Origin of the sequence: Amycolatopsis sp. Hca4 (assembly GCF_013364075.1) — a bacterium.
Classification (GTDB): domain Bacteria; phylum Actinomycetota; class Actinomycetes; order Mycobacteriales; family Pseudonocardiaceae; genus Amycolatopsis.
On record NZ_CP054925.1, the window covers coordinates 5515166 to 5535508 of the forward strand.

Sequence of the window (20343 nt, forward strand, 5' to 3'; positions counted from 1 at the left end):
TCACGTGTGCGGTTTGTCAGTCGAGCCCGTCGACGAGGGCGAAGAGCTCCTCGTCGCTGGCCGTGTCGAGATCGCCGGAGGTGCTCGGCCGGGCCTCGGCGGCTTTGAGCAGTTCCCGCAGCCGGACGGCGATCCGGTCGCCGTCCGAGGCGGCCGCGATGACGGCCTCCAGCCCGGCGAGCCCGGCCAGCACCGCGTCCGCGGGGGACGCCTCCTCGACGGCGAGTTCCGTCCGCAGGTGCCGGGCCAGCGCCAGCGGGTTCGGGTGGTCGAAGACCAGCGTCGCCGGCAGTTTCAGGCCGGTCGCCTCGCGCAGCCGGTTGCGCAGCTCCACCGACGTCAGCGAGTCGAAGCCGGCGTCCTTGAACGCCGCGTCCGCGCGGACGCCGGAGCTGTCGGCGTGCCCGAGCACGACCGCGACCTGGCCGCGGACGAGGTCGAGCAGCAGTGCTTCCTGTTCGGCCACGGTGAGCCCGGTCAGCTTGGCGGCCAGGCCGCCGTTCTCGCCGGAGGCCGCGCGCGCTGCCTGCCGTCCCGCGCGGACCAGGCCGCGCAGCAGGTGCGGGACCGTGCCGCCGGCGGCCGCGTCGGCCCGCACCTCGCGCAGGTCGAGCTCGATCGGCACCAGCAGCGCCTCGCCGGCGGCGAGCGCGGCGTCGAAGAGTTCCATGCCTTCGGCGGACCCGAGCGCCCGGACGCCGCCGCGGCCTTCACGACGGCTCATCCGGGACAGGGTGAGGTCGTCGATGGTGCCCGCCATGCCGGTGAGCTGCTCCCACGGGCCCCAGGCCAGCGAAAGCCCCGGCCGGCCCGCGGCGCGGCGGGCGGCCATCATGCCGTCGAGGAAGGCGTTCGCCGCCGCGTACCCGCCGCTGCCCGCGCCCATGAAGATCGAGGAGGCCGACGAGTAGGCGATGAACGCGTCGAGGTCTCCGGTCAGCTCGTCGAGGTGCCGCACCGCGTCGACCTTGGGGGCGAATACCTTGGCCAGCCGCTCCCGGGTCAAAGCCCCGGTGACACCGGCGTCGAACACGCCGGCCGTGTGCACGACCGCGGTCACCGGGTGCTCCTCGAGCAGCGCCGCCACCTGGTCGCGGTCGGAGAAGTCACAGGCCACCACGGACACCGACGCGCCCTGCCCGGTCAGCTCGGCGACGAGGTCTTCGACGCCCTCGGCGGCCCGCCCGCGCCGTCCGGCCAGGACCAGGTTCCGGACGCCGTGCCGGGTGACCAGGGCGCGGGCCGCCAGCGCACCCAGCGTCCCGCCGCCGGAGACGAGGACCGTCCCGTCCGGACGGAACGTCAGGGGCGCTTCGGCCGCCTCGGTGACCCGGGCGAGCCGGGGCACCGAGAACGTGGTGCCGCGCAGGGCGAGCTGGGGCTCGCCGGTCGCCAGCACGGCGTCCAGCGGCACGTCGCCGTCGGTGTCGAGCAGCACGATCCGGTCGGGGTTCTCCGACTGGGCGGCCCGGACCAGGCCCCACACCGCGGCCCCGGCCGGGTCGGTCACCTCGCACACGGCGCCGCGGGTCACCACGACCAGCCGGGCGTCCTCCTCCGCCTCGGCGAGGAACTTCTGCACGGCTTCCAGGACGCGGCTGGTCAGGTCCAGCGGACCCTCGCCGGAGGCTTCCAGCACCTCGGCCGGGCCCGGCGGCACCGCACTGTCCACAGTGGGCAGTTCGGTCCAGTCCACCCGGTACAGCGAGCTGGTGCGCGCGGTGTCCAGCCGGTCGAGGGCCACCTCGCGCAGGATCAGCGAGTCCATGCTCAGCACCGGCGCGCCGGTTTCGTCGGCGGCCTCGACGGTCAGCGCGTCGGGTCCGCCGGGCGCGACCCGGACCCGCAGGCCCGCGGCGCCCGCGGCGTGCAGGGCCAGCCGGTTCCACGAGAACGGCATGACCGACTTCCCGGGCTGCCCGGACGCGGCCGCGGCGATCGTCCCGGTCTGCAGGGCCGCGTCGAGCAACGCCGGGTGCAGGCCGAACCCGGCGACGTCCTCCCGCCGGTCTTCGGGCAGGGCGACCTCGGCGAACACTTCGTCACCGCGCTGCCACACCGCCCGCACGCCCTGGAACAGCGGCCCGTACGCGTAGCCGCGCTCGGCGAGGTCGGGGTAGAAGTCGCCGATCTCGACGCGTTTCCCGTCCGGCGGCGGCCACGCGGTGAAGTCGAACGGCTTGCCGGTGACCGCGGTCGCCGAGACCGTGCCGGTCGCGTGCCGCGTCCACTCGTCGTCGCGCCGGGAGTGGATGTCGACCGTGCGCGCGCCGTTCTGGTCCGGGCCACTGACCGTGACCTGGACGTTCACGCCGCCCTGTGCGGGCACGACCAGCGGCGCCTCGGTCACGAGCTCGTCGAGGACCGGGCAGCCGGCTTCGTCACCGGCCCGCACGGCCAGCTCGACCAGTCCGGTGCCGGGGAACAGGACCACCCCGCCGATCGCGTGGTCGGCGAGCCACGGGTGCGTCCGCAGCGACAGCCGCGAGGTGAACACCAGTCCGCCGGACTGCGGCACCTCGACGACCGCACCCAGCAGCGGGTGTCCGGCCGGGGCCTGGCCGAGCGAGACGGCGTCCGCCTGCTCGGCCGGCCGGAGCCAGAAGTGCTGGTGGTCGAAGGCGTACGTGGGGAGGGCGACCCGCGCGGGCGGCACCAGCGCGGCCCAGTCGACGCGGACGCCGCGGACGAACAGCTCGGCCATCGACGTCAGGAGCCGGCGCAGGCCGCCGTCCTCACGCCGCAGCGTCCCGGTGACCAGATCGGTGAGCTCGCTGAGCGGCTGCACCAGCACCGGGTGCGCGCTGACTTCGACGAACACGCCGTGTCCCTGCTCGACCAGCGCGGCGGCGGCCGGGCCGAAGCCGACCTGGTTGCGCAGGTTCCGGTACCAGTACCCGCCGTCCAGGACGCCGGCGGCACGCACCCATTCGCCGGTGACGGTCGAGAAGAACGGCACGGACGGGGCCTGGGCGGTGATCCCGGCCAGGGTTTCGGCGAGCGTGTCGCGGATGTCTTCGACGTGCCGGGTGTGGGAGGCGTAGTCCACCGCGACCTGCCGGACGCGGACGCCGTCCCCGGCCAGCACCTCCAGGGCCTCGTCCAGGGCCTGGGCGTCCCCGGCGATCACCACCGAGGCCGGGCCGTTGACCGCGGCGACCTCGATCCGGCCGTCCCACAGCGCCAGCCGCGCGTTCGCCTCGTCTTCGCTCAGCGCGACCGACGCCATCCCGCCGCGGCCGGACAGCCGCGCCGCGATGGCCTGGCTGCGCAGGGCGACCACCTTGGCGGCGTCGTCGAGGGTGAGCGCGCCGGACACGCAGGCCGCGGCGATCTCGCCCTGCGAGTGGCCGACGACGGCGTCCGGCCGTACCCCGGCGGACTCCCAGACGGCGGCCAGCCCGACCATCACCGCGAAGCAGGCGGGCTGCAGCACGTCGACGCGATCCAGGTCGCCGTCGCCGCGCAGGACGTCGAGCAGCGCCCAGTCGGTCCACTGGTCCAGCGCAGCCGCGCACTCCTTGATCCGCTCGGCGAACACCGGGGAGGTCTCCAGCAGCTCGCGGCCCATGCCCACCCACTGCGTTCCCTGGCCGGGGAACACCCAGACGAGCTTGCCCGGCTTGCCCGCGGTCCCGGTCACCACGCCGGGCGCGGCCTCGCCGCGGGCCAGCGCGGCCAGCCCCGCGCGGGCTTCCTCGTCCGACCCGGCCACGACGACCGCGCGTTCCCCGAGCACCGCGCGCCCGGACACCAGCGCACCGGCGAGCTGCCCCCGTGGCGCGCCCACCCGGGTCAGCCGGTCGGCCTGGCCGGACAGGGAACCCTTGCTGCGAGCCGAAACCACCAGCGGGACGACGTCCGCGGCCACCGGCTCCGGAGCGGCGGGCTCCGCGGGGGCTTCCTCGATGATCAGGTGCACGTTCGTGCCGCTGACGCCGAAGGAGGACACCCCGGCCCGGCGCGGCCGGTCGCCGCGCGGCCAGTCCCGGCGCTCGGTCAGCAGCTCGACCGCGCCCTCGGACCAGTCCACCTGCGCGGCGGGCTCGTCGACGTGCAGGGTCGCCGGCATGACGCCGTGCCGCAGCGCCTGGACGACCTTGATCACGCTGGCCACGCCCGCGGCCGCCTGCGTGTGGCCGATGTTCGACTTCAGCGAGCCGAGCCACAGCGGCGTCTCCCGCTCCTGCCCGTAGGTGGCCAGCAGCGCCTGCGCCTCGATGGGGTCTCCCAGGCTCGTCCCGGTCCCGTGTGCTTCCACGAGGTCCACATCGGACGGACCGAGTCCGGCGTTCGCCAGCGCGGCGCGGATCACGCGCTGCTGCGAAGGGCCGTTCGGAGCCGTCAGGCCGTTGGACGCGCCGTCCTGGTTCACCGCGCTGCCCCGCAATACGGCCAGCACCTGGTGCCCGCGCTGCCGGGCGACCGACAGCCGCTCCAGCACGAGCACGCTGATGCCTTCGGCCAGCACCATGCCGTCGGCACCCGAGGCGAACGCCTTGCAGCGGCCGTCCGCGGCCAGCCCGCGCTGCCGGGAGAACACGACGAAGGAGTCCGGGCCGGACATCACCATCGCGCCGCCCGCCAGCGCCATCGAGCAGTCGCCCTGGCGCAGGGCCTGTGCGGCGAGGTGCATCGCGACCAGCGACGACGAGCACGCCGTGTCGATCGTGACCGCCGGGCCTTCGAACCCGAAGACGTAGGACACCCGGCCCGAGGCCACGCTCGACGCCAGCCCGGTGCCCGCGAAGCTCTGCATCTCCGGCCCGGTCAGGCCGCCGCCGTAGCCCGAGCCGCCGGCGCCGGTGAACACGCCGACGTCGGTGCCCTGCAGCGACGTCGGGTCGAGGCCGACGCTTTCCAGTGCCTCCCAGGAGGCTTCGAGCAGCAGCCGCTGCTGCGGGTCCATGGCCAGGGCCTCGCGCGGCGAGATCCCGAAGAAGGCCGGGTCGAACAGGGCCGCGTCGTGGAGGAAGCCACCCCGGTCGGTGTAGGACGTCCCGGCGTGGTCCGGGTCCGGGTCGAACAGGTTCTCCAGGTCCCAGCCGCGGTCGGCGGGGAACCCCGACACGGCGTCGCCGCCCTCGGCGACCAGCCGCCACAGGTCGTCCGGCCCGGTGACGCCGCCGGGCAGCCGGCAGGCCATCCCGACGATCGCGATCGGCTCGCGGGCGCTGTCGACCCGCTTCTTCAGCGTGCCGACCTCTTCGAGGGACTTCCGCAGCGCCTCGACGACCTTTTCATACGACGCACTCACCACTCGCTCCCCATCACTCGTCGCCGAAAGCCAGTTGCACGAGGTCGTCGACACCGAGGTCGGCGATCGACGGCTCCTCGGTCGCGGCGGACGCCAGCGCGTGCCGCAGCCGGTCGCCGTCCCCGTTGTGCCCGCCGTGGCCGTTGTGCCCGTTGGTTTCCGGCACCAGCCGGGCACTCAGGTAACGGGCCACGGCCACCGGGTTCGGGTAGTCGAAGACCAGCGTGGCGGGCAGCTTCAACCCGGTCGCCTCGCGCAGCCGGTTGCGCAGTTCCACCGACGTCAGCGAGTCGAACCCGGTGTCCTTGAACGCCGTGTCCGGGCGCACCGCGTCCGGCCCGTCGTAGCCGAGCACCACCGCGACCTGCCCGCGGACCAGGTCGACGAGCTTCGCCTCCCGCTCGGCCGGGGCGAGCCCGGCCAACCCGGAGTCCACAGTGGACACCGAGCGGGCCTGGCCGCGGGGCGGCCGCACCAGACCGCGGAACAGGACCGGCACCGTGCTCGCCCGCACCGCCGCGAGGTCGAGCTTGATCGGCACGAGCAGCGACTCGGCCGTCCGCAGCGCGAGGTCGAACAGCGCCAGGCCCTCGGCCTGGCTCAGCTCCAGGACGCCGTTGCGGCTCGCCCGCGCGTGGTCGACCTCGCTGAGGTGGGCGGCCATGCCGCCGCTGCGTTCCCAGAGGCCCCACGCGAGGGACAGGCCGGGCAGGCCCGCCGCCCGGCGCCGGGCCATCGCCGCGTCCAGGTAGGCGTTCGCCGCCGCGTACGGCCCCTGGCCACCACCGCCCATCACGCCCGCGACGGAGGAGAACACGACGAACGCGCCGAGGTCCCGGTCGCGGGTCAGCTCGTCGAGGTGCTGCGCGGCGTCGACCTTGGCGGCGTAGACGTTCGCCAGCTGGTCCGGGGTGAGCGCCTCGATCACGCCGTCCTCGAAGACGCCGGCGGTGTGCACCACCCCGGTCAGGTCCGGGAGGTCCGCGAGGACGCCGGCCACCTGGTCGCGGTCCGAGACGTCACAGGCCACGAAGGACACGTCCGCGCCGGGCAGGTCGCTGATCAGGTCCTTCGCGCCGTCGGCGTCCAGGCCCTGCCTGCTGGCCAGCACGAGTTTCCGCACGCCGTGCCGGGCCACCAGGTGCCGGGCCACCAGCGCGCCCAGTGCACCGGCACCCGAGATCAGCACCGTGCCGTCCGGGTCGAACGCGGCGGGCGTGTCCGCGAGCCGGGTGGCGCGGGCCAGCCGGGGCACGAGGAGGGTCGTGCCCCGGACCGCGAGCTGCGGCTCGCCCGAGGCCAGGACGGTGTCCACGGGGAGGTCGCCGTCGGTGTCCACCAGGACGATCCGGTCCGGGTGCTCCGCCTGCGCGGACCGGACCAGGCCCCACACCGCCGCCGCGGCCGGGTCGGTCAGCGTGTGGTCGCCCCCGGCGGGCACGGCCCCGCGCGTGACGACGACCAGGCGTTCCGCTTCGGGTCCGGCCAGCCACGACTGGAGCTTCTCGAGGACGCGGGTGGTCGCGGCCAGCGCGGAGTCGCCTCCGGCCACCTCCAGGACCTCGGCGTCTTCTGCGGTGGCCGTCGGCCGTCCCACCGGCAGCTCGGTCCAGTCGACGCGGAACAGCGCGTCGTGGCCCGAACCGGCCGCGGCACCCAGCTGCTCGGCCGAGACCGGCCGGGAGACCAGGGATTCCATGGTCAGGACCAGGCCGCCGGTTTCGTCGGCGGCGGCGACGGACAACGCGTCCGGACCGCTCGGCGAAAGCCGGACCCGCAGGGCCGAAGCGCCCGCGGCGTGCAGGACCAGGCCGTTCCACGCGAAGGCGAGCACCGGCTCGCCCGGCTCGCCGCCGACCGTCGCGGCCTGCAGAGCCGCGTCGAGCAGCGCCGGGTGGACGCCGAACCGGCCCGCGTCCTTGCGCAGGTCCTCGGGCAGGGCGACCTCGGCGAAGACGTCGCCGTCTCGCCGCCAAGCCGCCCGCAGCCCCTGGAACGCCGGCCCGTACCCGTAACCGCGCTCGGCGAGGTCGGTGTAGAAGGTCTCGACGTCGATGCGTTCGGCGTCCGCGGGCGGCCAGGCCGCGAAGTCGAAGCCCGGGTCCTCGGCGGTCTCCGACGACAGCGTGCCGGTGGCGTGCCGCGTCCAGCTCCCGCCGTCGCGCTGGGAGTAGATGTCCACCGTGCGCGAGCCGGTCCGGTCCGGGCCACTCAGCGCGACCTGGACGCGGACCGCGCCCGCACCGGGGACGACCAGCGGCGCCTCGATGATCAGCTCGTCGAGGGCGGTACAGCCGGCCTCGTCGCCGGCTCGCACGGCCAGCTCGGCCAGCCCGGAACCCGGCAGGATCACGACGCCGCCGACCGCGTGGCCGGCCAGCCACGGGTGCGTCCGCACCGACAGCCGCGAGGTGAAGACCAGGCCGTCGGACTGCGGCAGCTCGACGACCGCGCCCAGCAGCGGGTGGTCGGCGGCCGCCTGGCCCAGCGAGGCCGCGTCGGTCGCGGACTCGGCGGGCCGGAGCCAGTAGTGCCGGTGGTCGAAGGCGTACTTCGGCAGGTCGACCCGGCCCGCGCTCGGCAGGACCGCGGTCCAGTCGAGCGGAACACCCCGCACGAACAGCTCGGCCATCGACGTCAGCAGGCGGCGCAGGCCGCCGTCGTCGCGGCGCAGCGAGCCGGTCACCACCGCGTCGTCACTGAGTTCGCTGAGTGGCTGGACCAGCACCGGGTGCGCGCTGACCTCGACGAACACGCCGTGGCCCTGGCGGACGAGCTCGGCGACCGCCGGGCCGAAGCCGACCGGGTTGCGCAGGTTGCGGTACCAGTACCCGCCGTCGACGACGCCGGCTTCGGTGATCCAGTCACCGGTGAGCGTCGAGAAGAACGGCACCGCCGGTGCCTGCGCGGTGATCCCGGCCAGGGTTTCGGCCAGCAGCTCCTCGATGGCTTCGACCTGGTTGGTGTGGGACCCGTAGTCCACGGCCACCCGGCGGACGCGGACGTCCCGGCCGGACAACGCTTCGACGACCTCGTCCAGAGCGCGGGCTTCCCCGGCGATCACCACCGAGCCCGGGCTGTTGACCGCGGCCACCTGGACCCGGTCGGCCCACGGCGCCAGCCACGCGGTCGCGTCCTCTTCGCTCAACGCGACCGAGGCCATGCCACCGTGCCCGGCCAGCCGGGACGCGATCGCCTGGCTGCGCAGGGCCACCACCTTCGCCGCGTCCTGCAGCGACAACGCACCGGACACGCAGGCCGCGGCGATCTCGCCCTGCGAGTGCCCGACGACGGCGTCCGGCCGCACACCCGCGGACTGCCACACCGCGGCGAGGCCGACCATCACCGCGAAGCTCGCGGGCTGCACCACGTCGACGCGGTCCAGCAGATCGGCGTCACCCCGCAACACGTCCGGCAGCGACCAGTCCACCCACGGTTCCAGCGCGGCCGCGCACTCGGCGACCCGCTCGGCGAACACCGGGGACTCGTCCAGGAGCTGCCGTCCCATGCCCGCCCACTGCGAGCCCTGCCCCGGGAACACCCAGACGGTCTTGCCGGGCGACCCGGCCCGGCCGGTGAAGACCGCGGCCGTGCCTTCCCCGCGGGCCAGCGCTTCCAGGCCCGTCACGGCTTCTTCGCGGGAGCCCGCGACGACGACCGCGCGTTCGGTCAGCGCGGCCCGGTCCGTCACCAGCGCCCTGGCCACGCCGGCCAGGGACTCCGCACCCGCGACGAGCCCGGCGAGGCGCCCGGCCTGGCCGGCCAGTGACGTCGTGCTCCGTGCGGACACCACGACCGGCACCACGGGCGCCACGGGCATTTCGGGGGTCGGCACCGGCTCTTCGGCGGGCGCCTCCTCCAGGATGAGGTGCGCGTTCGTGCCGGAAACGCCGAACGCGGACACCCCGGCCCGGCGCGGACGGCCGGTGCGCGGCCACGCCTTGGCCTCGGTCAGCAGCTCGACGGCACCGGCGGACCAGTCCACCTCGGGCGTCGGCCGGTCGACGTGCAGCGTCGGCGGCAGGACTTCGTGCCGCAGCGCCTGGACCATCTTGATCACGCCCGCGACCCCGGCGGCCGCCTGCGCGTGGCCGATGTTCGACTTGAGCGAGCCGAGCCACAACGGCGTCTCGCGGTCCTTGCCGTACGTGGCCAGCAGGGCCTGCGCCTCGATCGGGTCACCCAGGGTGGTCCCGGTCCCGTGCGCTTCCACGACGTCCACATCGGACGGTGCCAGCCCGGCGCTCACCAGCGCCCGGCGGATCACCCGCTGCTGCGACGGCCCGTTCGGGGCGGTCAGGCCGTTGGACGCGCCGTCCTGGTTGACCGCGCTGCCGGCCAGCACGGCCAGGATCCGGTGACCGCGTTCGCGCGCCACCGACAGCCGTTCCAGCACGAGCACGCCGACGCCCTCGGCCCAGCCGGTGCCGTCGGCCGCGGCGGCGAACGCCTTGCAGCGGCCGTCGGCGGCGAGACCGCGCTGGCGGGAGAACTCCACGAACGCACCGGGGTTCGCCATCACCGTCGCGCCGCCGGCCAGCGCCATCGAGCACTCGCCCTGCCGCAGCGACTGCGCGGCGAGGTGCATCGCGACCAGCGACGACGAGCACGCCGAGTCGATGGTGACCGCCGGGCCTTCGAAGCCGAACACGTACGACACGCGGCCGGAGGCCACGCTCGACGACCCGCCGGTGCCCGCGAAGCCCTCCAGCTCCGGGGTGACGACGCTGTCGCCCGGCGCCACGTAACCCTGGCCGAACATGCCGGTGAACACGCCGACGTCGTTGCCCTTGAGCGAAAGCGGGTCGACTCCGGCGTCCTCCATGGCCTCCCAGGAGGTCTCCAGCAGCAGCCGCTGCTGCGGGTCCATGGCGACGGCCTCACGCGGCGAGATGCCGAAGAAACCGGCGTCGAAGAGCCCGGCCTCGTGCAGGAACCCGCCGTGCTGCGTGTAGGTCTTGCCGGGGGTGGCCGGGTCGGGGTCGTACAGGCTGTCCATGTCCCAGCCGCGGTCGGTCGGGAAGCCCGAGACCGCGTCACGGCCTTCGGCGACCAGCCGCCAGAGGTCCTCGGGGCCGGCGACACCGCCGGGCAGGCGGCAGGCCATGCCGACGATGGCGATCGGCTCGTCGAGGTCGGCCTTCGCGGTCACGGTGGTCACCGGCGTCGCCGCCGCGCCACTGAGTTCTTCGCGCAGGAACTTCGCCAGCGCCTGGGGGTTCGGGTAGTCGAAGACCAGGGTCGCGGGCAGCTTCAGCCCGGTGGCGGTCCGCATCCGGTTGCGCAGCTCGACCGCGGTCAGCGAGTCGAAGCCGGCGTCCTTGAACGCGGTGTCCACCCGGACGGCGTTCGCGTCGGCGTGCCCGAGCACGGCCGCCACCTGGGCCCGGACCAGGTCCAGGAGCAGGGTGAGCTGGTCGGCCGGGGCGAGCCCGGCCAGCCGTCCGGCCAGTCCGCCATCCACAGTGGACGCCGTGCGGGCCTGCTGGCGGCCCGAACGGACCAGGCCACGCAGCATGTGCGGCACCGCCCCGCCCGCGTTGGCGTCGGCCCGCACCCCGCGCAGGTCCAGCTTCGCGGGAACGAGCAGCGGCTCGGTCGAGGCCAGTGCCGCGTCGAACAGGTCCATGCCCTCGGCCTGCGTCATGATCTGCAGGCCACCGCGGCGGCTCATCCGGGCCCGGGTGGCCTCGTCGGTGTTGGCGGCCATGCCGGTGCTCTGGTCCCAGAGCCCCCACGCCAGCGACAGGCCCGGCAGGCCCGCCGCCCGGCGGTTCGCCATCAGGCCGTCCAGGAACGCGTTGGCGGCGGCGTAGCTGCCGCTGCCCGCGCCCATGAACACGGCGGAAACCGAGGAGTAAACGACGAAAGCGTCGAGGTCCCGGTCGCGGGTGAGGTCGTCCAGGTGCCGGACCGCGTCGACCTTCGGGGCGAACACCCGGGCCAGCCGCTCGCGGTCGAGCGTCCCGATGACACCCGCGTCGAGGACACCGGCGGTGTGTACCACGGCGGTCGGCCGGTGCTCGTCGAGCAGGGCCGCCACCTGAGCGCGGTCGGAGACGTCGCAGGCCACCACGGACACGTCCGCAGCCAGCTCGGCGACCAGCTCCGCCACGCCATCGGCGTCCGAGCCGCGCCGGGATGCCAGCACCAGCTTCCGCACGCCGTGGCGTTCGACCAGGCGGCGGGCCACCAAGCCGCCGAGCGCACCGGCGCCCGAGATCAGGACCGTCCCGTCCGGGCGGAAGACGGCGGCGCCGCTGTGTTCCGCGCGGGCGATCCGGGGCACGAAGTACTTCCCGCCGCGCACCGCGACCTGCGGCTCGTCGCTCGCGAGGACCGCACCGAGCGGGATCTCGCCGTCGGTGTCGAGCAGGACGATCCGGTCGGGGTTCTCCGCCTGTGCGGCCCGGACCAATCCCCACACGGCTGCCCCGGCCGGGTCGGTCACCTCGCGGACCGCGCCGCGGGTCACCACGACCAGCCGGGCTTCCTCCGCCGCGTCGGCGAGGAACGTCTGCACGGCTTCCAGCACCCGGGCGGTCAGGTCCAGGGGCTCCTCGCCGAAGGCTTCGACCACCTCGACCCGATCCGGCACCGCCTTGTCCACAAGAGACACTTCGGTCCAGTCGACCCGGTACAGCGATCCGGCGCGGGTCTTCGCGGCCGAGAGTTCCCGGCCCACCACCGGACCGGCCGTGACGACCAGGCCACCCGTTTCGTCGGCCGCTTCGAACGAGACGCCGGGTACCAGCCGCACCCGCAGGGCCGAGGCGCCCGCGGCGTGCAGGACCAGGCTGTGCCACTCCGCCGGCTCCTCGTCGTCCGCGAGGACCGGACGCACGGCCGCGTCCAGCAGCACGGGGTGGATGCCGAACGCGCCGGCGTCTTCCGGCAGGGTGACCTCGGCGAAGATCTCCTCGCCGCGCCGCCACACACCATCGACCTGCTGGGCGCCGGCCGGGGGCCAGGCAGTGAAGTCGAACGGCTCGTGCGCCGGAGCCGTGGCGGACAGGTGCCCGGTGGCGTTCCGGGTCCAGTCTTCGTCGCCTTCGCGCTGCGAATACACCTCGACCGCGCGCTCGCCGCTCACGGTCACCTGCACCCGCAGGCCCCCGCTCTCCGGCAGGACCAGCGGAGCTTCGACGGTCAGTTCGTCGAGCACCGGGAACCCGGCTTCGTCGCCGGCCCGCACGGCCAGCTCCACCAGCGCGGCGGCCGGGACGCCGTCGGCCAGCCACGGGTGCGTCCGCGCCGACAGGCGCGAGGTGAACACCAGGCCGCCGGACTGCGGCAGCGGGAGCACGGCCCCGAGCAGCGGGTGATCGGCGCCGGCCAGGCCGAGCGCGGGCGCGTCGGCCGCGGCGGGCGGGCTGAGCCAGAAGTGCTGGTGGTCGAAGGCGTACGTCGGCAGTTCGACGCGCGCAGGCGGCGCCGTGGTGGCCCAGTCGACCGGGACACCCCGGACGAACAGCTCGGCCATCGAGGTCAGCAGCCGCCGCAGCCCGCCGTCGTCGCGCCGCAGTGTGCCGGTGACCACGGCCTCGTCGCCGATCTCGCTCATCGGCTGGACGAGCACGGGGTGCGCGCTGACCTCGACGAACACGCCGTGGCCCTGCTCGATCAGCGCCGCCACGGCCGGGCCGAAGCCGACCTGGTTGCGCAGGTTCCGGTACCAGTAGCCGCCGTCGACGACCCCGGCTTCGGTGATCCACTCGCCGGTGACGGTCGAGAAGAACGGCACCACCGGCGCCTGCGCGGTGATCCCGGTCAGGGTTTCGGCGAGGGTGTCCCGGATGTCTTCGACGTGCCGGGTGTGGGACGCGTAGTCGACCGCGACCCGGCGGCCGCCGAGGGCTTCGACGGCCTCGGTGAGCGCTTCGGCGTCGCCCGCGATGACCACCGACGCCGGGCCGTTGACCGCGGCGATCTCGACGCGCCCGTCCCACGGCGCGAGCCGGGCGGCCACCTCGTCGTGGCTCAGCTGCACCGACGCCATGCCCCCGCGGCCGGACAGCTCCGCCGCGATCGCCTGGCTCCGCAGCGCAACCACTTTCGCCGCGTCCTCAAGGGACAGTGCCCCGGACACGCAGGCCGCGGCGATCTCACCCTGGGAGTGGCCCACGACCGCATCCGGCACGACCCCCACGGAAGCCCACACCGCGGCGAGCCCGACCATCACGGCGAAACAGGCCGGCTGCAGCACGTCGACCCGGTCCAGGTCGCCCCCGCCCCGCAGAACGTCCACAAGGGACCAGTCGATCCACGGCTCGAGCGCGGCCGCGCACTCCTCGATCCGCTCGGCGAACACCGGGGACGTCTCCAGCAGCTCCCGGCCCATGCCCGCCCACTGCGTGCCCTGGCCGGGGAACACCCAGACGGTCTTGCCGGGCATCCCCGCGATCCCGGTCACCAGCCCGGGCGCGCTTTCGCCGCGGGCCAGCGCGGTCAGCCCGTTCCGGGCCTCCTCGGCCGAACCCGCCACGACGACGGCCCGGTCGGTCAGCACCGCGCGGGTCGAGAGCAGAGCCCCGGCCACGCGGGTCAGCGAGACGTCCCGGTCGAGGAACTCCGCCAGCCGGCCGGCCTGTCCGGCCAGTGATCCGGCGCTGCGCGCGGAGATCACCATGGGCACCACGCCGTCGGGCACGTCCGCCTCGGGGGTCTCGTCAGCGGGGGCCTCTTCGAGGATCAGGTGCGCGTTGGTGCCGCTGATGCCGAACGAGGAGACGCCGGCCCGGCGCGGGTGGCCGTTGCGGGCCCACTCGCGGCCCTCGGTCAGCAGCTCGACCGCGCCCGCGGACCAGTCCACCTGCTTGGTGGGCTCCTGGACGTGGAGGGTCGGCGGCAGCGTGTCGTGCCGCAGCGCCTGGACCATCTTGATGACGGCGGCGACGCCGGCGGCGGCTTGGGTGTGGCCGACGTTCGACTTCAGCGAACCCAGCCACAACGGCGTCTCGCGGTTCTTGCCGTAGGTGGCCAGCAGCGCCTGCGCTTCGATCGGGTCGCCCAGCGCGGTGCCGGTGCCGTGCGCCTCGACGACGTCCACTTCGGACGGTGCCAGCCCGGCGGCCGCCAGCGCGCTGCGGATCACCCGCTGCTGCGACGGCCCGTTCGGGGCGGTCAGGCCGTTGGACGCGCCGTCCTGGTTGACCGCGCTGCCGCGCAGGACCGCCAGCACGCGGTGGCCGCGTTCGCGGGCCACCGAAAGCCGTTCGAGGACGACGATGCCGACGCCCTCGGACAGCACCGTGCCGTCGGCGCCGTCGGCGAACGCCTTGACGCGGCCGTCCTCGGCCATGCCGCGCTGGCGCGACATGCCGATCACGCCGATCGGCGAGCCCATCACGGCGACCCCGCCGGCCAGCGCCATCGAGCACTCCCCCGCCCGCAGCGCCTGCGCGGCGAGGTGGATGGCGACCAGCGACGACGAGCACGCGGTGTCCACCGTGACTGCGGGGCCCTCGAACCCGAAGGTGTAGGACACGCGGCCCGACGCGACACTGCCCGCGGTGGCCGTGGTGACGAACCCTTCGAGCTCGGCGGGCATGTTGCTCAGTGACTCGAGGTAGTCGTGGATGGAGACGCCGGAGAAGACGCCGACGGCTTCACCGCGGGTCTTCGTCGGGTCGATGCCCGCGCGCTCCAGCGCCTCCCAGGACGCCTCCAGCAGCAGCCGCTGCTGCGGGTCCATGGCCAGGGCTTCCCGCGGCGAGATCCCGAAGAAGCCGGGGTCGAACAGCGCGGCTTCGTGCAGGAAGCCGCCCTGCCGGATGTAGGCCGTGCCCGGGCGTTCCGGGTCCGAGTCGAAGAGACTGTCGAGGTCCCAGCCGCGGTCTTCGGGGAACGCCGACATGCCGTCGCGGCCTTCGGCGACCATCCGCCACAGGTCGTCGGGGCTCAGCACGCCGCCGGGCAGGCGGCAGGCCATGCCGACGATGGCGATCGGCTCGTCCGCGTCCGCCTTGGCCGTCACGGGGGTGGCGGGCGCGCCCGCGACCGTCTCACCCAGCTCCTCGCGCAGGTGGCGGGCGAGGGCCAGCGGCGTCGGGTAGTCGAACACGAGCGTGGCGGGCAGTTTGACACCCGTCGCCGCGCTCAGCCGGTTCCGCAGCTCGACCGCGGTCAGCGAGTCGAAGCCGAGGTCGCTGAACCCCTTGGTGCCCTGGGCCAGTTCGGGGGCGTTGAAGCCGAGCACCGCGGCCGCCTCGGCCTGGACGATGCCCAGCAGCACGGCTTCCTGTTCCTCGGCGGGCTTCCCGGCGAGCTTCTGGACCAGGCCGCCACCACTGCTCGCGGCCGCCGTCCGCGTCACCCGGCGGCTCGCGCGGACCAGGCCGCGCAGCAGGTGCGGGACCTCCCCGCCGGTGCGGAGGGTCTTCAGGTCGAGCTTGATCGGGACCAGCAGCGCCTGCTCGGACGCCAGGCCGATGTCGAAGCTGTCGAGGGCTTCGGCGGGCGTCATGGCCAGCACGCCGCCTCGGCTCATCCGTGCCTGGTCGGTCGCGGACAGGTGCGCGGTCAGGCCGTCGGCCTGCTCCCACAGGCCCCACGCCAGCGACACGCCCGGCAGCCCCGCCGCGCGGCGGCCGGCCATCAGGCCGTCGAGGAAGGCGTTCGCCGCCGCGTAGTTGCCCTGCCCGGCCGAGCCCATGAGCGCGGCCGCGGAGGAGAACACGACGAAGGCGTCGAGGTCGCTCTCGCGAGTCAGGGCGTCCAGGTGCCGGACGGCGTCGACCTTGGGGGCGAACACCCCGGCCAGCCGCTCCCGGTTCAGCGCCCCGATGACGCCGTCGTCCAGCAGGCCGGCCAGGTGCACGATGCCGGTCGGGCGGTGCTCGGCCAGCAGCGCGGCGACCTGGTCGCGGTCGGAGACGTCGCAGGCGACCACGGACACCGCCGCGCCCTGCCCGGTCAGCTCGGCGAGGAGGTCTTCGGCGGCCACCCCTCGGCGGCTGGCGAGCACCAGCCGCCGGACCCCGTGCCGGGTCACGAGGTGCTTGGCCACGAGCGCGCCGAGCGAGCCGGTGCCGCCGGTGAGCAGGACCGTCCCGTCCGGACCGAACACCGCGGGCGCGTCGGGCACCTCGCCGGCGGCGCGGGACAGCCGCGGGACGGAGAAGGTGCCACCGCGCACCGCGACCTGCGGCTCGCCGGTGCCCAGGACCGCACCCAGCGGCAGCTCGCCGTCGGTGTCGACGAGGACGATCCGGCCGGGGTTCTCCGCCTGCGCGGCCCGGACCAGGCCCCACACGGCGGCTCCCGCCGGGTCGGTCACCTCGCGGACGGCACCGCGGGTCACGACGACCAGCCGGGCTTCTTCGGCCGCGCTTTCGAGCCACGCCTGCACGGCTTCCAGCACCCGGGTGGTCAGGTCCAGGGGCTCGCCGCCGAAGGCTTCGAGCACCTCGGCGTGGTCCGTGGCCACGCTTTCGGCCGCGGGCACGTCGATCCAGTCGACCTGGAACAGCGAGTCGCGCTCTTCGCCGGCCGCGGTCTCCAGCTGCGCCGCGGAAACTTCGCGAGACACCAGTGAATCCATGGTGACGACCAGGCCGCCGGTCTCGTCCGCGGCCTGGAACGTCAGCGCGTCCGGACCGCCCGGCGCGACCCGCACCCGCAGCGCCGACGCCCCGACGGCGTGCAGGACAAGGCCGTTCCAGGCGAACGGCAGCACGCTGCGCTCGTCGCCGGGGTTGGCGAAGGCGTTCGTGTGCAGGGCCGCGTCCAGCAGCGCCGGGTGGAGGCCGAACTTGCCGGCGTCCTCGCGGTGGTCGTCGGGCAGCGCGACCTCGGCGAAGACCTCGTCACCGCGCCGCCAGACCGCCCGCATGCCCTGGAACGCGCCGCTGTAGGCGTAGCCGCGCTCGACCAGGTCGGAGTAGAACGTCTCGACGTCGATCGGCTCCGCCCCGGCGGGCGGCCAGGCGGCGAAGTCGAAGCGGTCCGGCTCACGGGCGGCCGACTCGCCGAGCAGGCCGGTCGCGTGCCGGACCCACTCGTCACTGTCGTCCCGCATGGAGAAGACGTCCACCGCGCGCGACCCGGTTTCGTTCGGCCCGCTGACCGCGACCTGCACCCGGACCCCGCCGCGTTCGCCCAGCACCAGCGGCGCCTCGATGACGAGCTCTTCCAGGACGCCGAAGCCGAGCTCGTCGCCGGCGCGCAGTGCGAGGTCGACGTAGACCGTGCCGGGGATGAGCACGACCCCGCCGATCGCGTGCCCGGCCAGCCACGGGTGCGACTTCAGCGACAGCCGCGAAGTGAAGACCAGCCCGTCGGACTGCGGCAGCGGCACGACCGCGCCGAGCAGCGGGTGGTCGGCGCCGGCCAGGCCCAGCGAGACGGCGTCGGTCGCCGACCCGCCCAGCTGCAGCCAGTAGTGCTGGTGGTCGAAGGCGTACGTCGGCAGCTCGACCCGCCGGTACGGCGGCAGCACGCCGGTCCAGTCCACGGTCACGCCGTGCACGAACAGCTCGGCCGCCGAGGCCAGCAGGCGCCGGAGGCCGCCGTCCTCGCGCCGCAGCGTCCCGGTGACGACGGCTTCGGAGTCGTCGACGAGCTCGTTGATCGGCTGGACCAGCACGGGGTGCGCGCTGACCTCGACGAACACCCGGTGGCCCTGCTCGATCAGCTCGGCCACCGCCGGGCCGAACCGCACCTGACGGCGGAGGTTGCGGTACCAGTACCCGCCGTCGAGCACCCCCGCGTCGGTCACCCACTCGCCGGTGACGGTCGAGTAGAACGGGAGTTCCGGGGCCTGCGCGCGGATCCCGCCGAGCATCTCGGCCAGTGCTTCGCGCGCGGCTTCGACGTGCCGGGTGTGGGACGCGTAGTCCACCGCCACCCGCCGGATCCGGACGCCCTGGTCGTCGAGCGCGTCGAGGGCCTCGTCCAGTGCTTCGGCGTCCCCGGCGATCACCACGGACGTCGGCCCGTTGACGGCCGCGACCTCGACGCGGCCCGCCCACGCCTCGATCCGCGCGGTCGCGTCCTCCTCGCTCAACGCGACCGAGGCCATCCCGCCCCGGCCGGCCAGCGAGGCCGCGATGGCCTGGCTGCGCAGGGCGACCACCTTCGCGGCGTCGTCCAGCGACAGCGCGCCGGACACGCACGCGGCCGCGATCTCCCCCTGCGAGTGGCCGACCACGGCCTCGGGCTCGACACCGAGCGAAGCCCACACCGCGGCGAGCCCGACCATCACGGCGAAGCTCGCCGGCTGCACGACGTCGACCCGGTCGAGCAGGTCGGCGTCACCGCGCAGGACTTCGGTCAGCGACCAGTCGACCCACCGCCCGAGCGCGGTCTCGCACTCGGCGATCCGCGCGGCGAACACCTCCGAGGAGTCCAGCAGTTCGCGGCCCATCCCGGCCCACTGCGTTCCCTGGCCGGGGAAGACCCAGACGACCTTGCCCGGCGCACCCGAACCGCGGCCGGTGAGCAGGCCGGGGGTGCTTTCGCCGCGGGCCAGCGCCTGCAGCCCGGTCACGGCTTCCTCGGTCGAACCGGCCACGACGACCGCGCGTTCGCTGAGCGTCGCGCGGCCGGACACCAGCGTCCCGGCGATGTCCGCGAGGGAGCGGTCGCCGACCTCCGCCAGGCGGCCGGCCTGGGCGGCCAGCGAAGCCGCGGTGGCCGCCGACACGACCAGCGGGACCACGCCCGCGGTGGCCGGCTCGTCCGGCACCGGCTCCTCTTCGGGCGCCTCTTCGAGGATCATGTGCGCGTTGGTGCCGCTGGCACCGAACGCGGAGATCGCGCCGCGGCGCGGGTGCCCGTTGCGCGGCCAGTCGCGGCCCTCGGTCAGCAGCTCGATCGAGCCCGCCGACCAGTCGACCTGGGGCGTTGGCGCGTCGACGTGCTGGGTCGCCGGCAGCTGCCCGTGCCGCAGCGACTGGATCATCTTGATCACGCCTGCCACGCCGGAGGCGGCCTGCGTGTGGCCGACGACGGACTTGACCGAGCCGAGCAGGAGGGGGTGCTGCGGGTCGCGGCCCTGGCCGTAGGTGGCCAGCAGGGCCTGCACCTCGATCGGGTCGCCGAGGACGGTGCCGGTGCCGTGCCCCTCCACAGTGTCCACATCGGACGGTGAGAGCCCGGCGGCGGCCAGCGCCTTGCGGATGACGCGCTGCTGGGCGGGGCCGTTCGGCGCGGTGAGGCCGTTCGAGGCGCCGTCCTGGTTGACCGCGCTGCCGCGGATGACGGCGAGGACCTGGTGCCCGCGCTCGCGGGCCACCGAGAGGCGTTCGAGCAGCAGGACGCCGACGCCCTCGGCCCAGCCGGAGCCGTCGGCGCCCGCGGCGTAGGACTTGCAGCGCCCGTCGAAGGCCAGCGCCCGCTGCCGCGCGAAGCCGACGAACCCGCCGGGCGTGGCCATCACGGTCGAGCCGCCGGCCAGTGCCATCGAGCACTCGCCGCGGCGCAGGGCCTGCGCCGCCAGGTGAATCGCCACCAGCGACGACGAGCACATCGTGTCGACGGTGACGGCGGGGCCTTCGAGCCCGAGCGTGTAGGCGACCCGGCCGGAGGCGACGCCGCCCGCGGTGCCGAGAGCGCGCTCCAGGCTCATGAAGCCTTCGAACCCGCTGAGGTCCGGGGCGTAGTCCTGGTGCACGACCCCGGCGTAGACGCCGATGTCGCTGCCGCGCACCGAATGCGGGTCGATGCCGGCCCGTTCGAGGGTCTCCCAGGACACCTCGAGGAGCTGCCGCTGCTGCGGGTCCATGGCCAGCGCTTCACGCGGCGAGATCCCGAAGAACCCGGCGTCGAACTGGGCCGCGTCGTGCAGGAAGGCGCCCTCCCGCACGTACGTCGTCCCAGGGTTGTCGGGGTCCGGGTGGTAGAGGCCCTCGACGTCCCAGCCGCGGTCTTCGGGGAAGCCGGTGTAGACGTCGGCGCCTTCCGACACCACGCGCCAGAAGTCCTCCGGGCCGCGGATCCCGCCGGCGTACCGGCAGGCCATGGAGACGATCGCGATGGGCTCCGCGGCGGCCGCGGTGAGCGCGGCGTTCTCCTGCTGGAGGCGGACGTTCTCCTTCAGCGAGGCGCGCAGTGCGTCAACGATCTGCTCGTTCGGCGCGGACATG

2 protein-coding genes are annotated in these 20343 nt (G+C 74.6%); both read right to left on the reverse strand.

The window, feature by feature from the left end; all coding sequences use genetic code 11:
• Positions 1–16: 16 nt before the first annotated feature.
• A complete protein-coding gene (locus HUT10_RS24270) occupies positions 17–5260 on the reverse strand; it encodes a type I polyketide synthase (protein ID WP_176173313.1) in 5244 nt (1747 codons plus the stop codon).
• 10 nt (positions 5261–5270) lie between these two features.
• Positions 5271–20342 (reverse strand): type I polyketide synthase, encoded by a 15072-nt coding sequence (locus HUT10_RS24275; RefSeq protein ID WP_176173314.1) that lies wholly within the window; start codon positions 20340–20342, stop codon positions 5271–5273.
• Between the last annotated feature and the right edge of the window lies 1 nt (position 20343).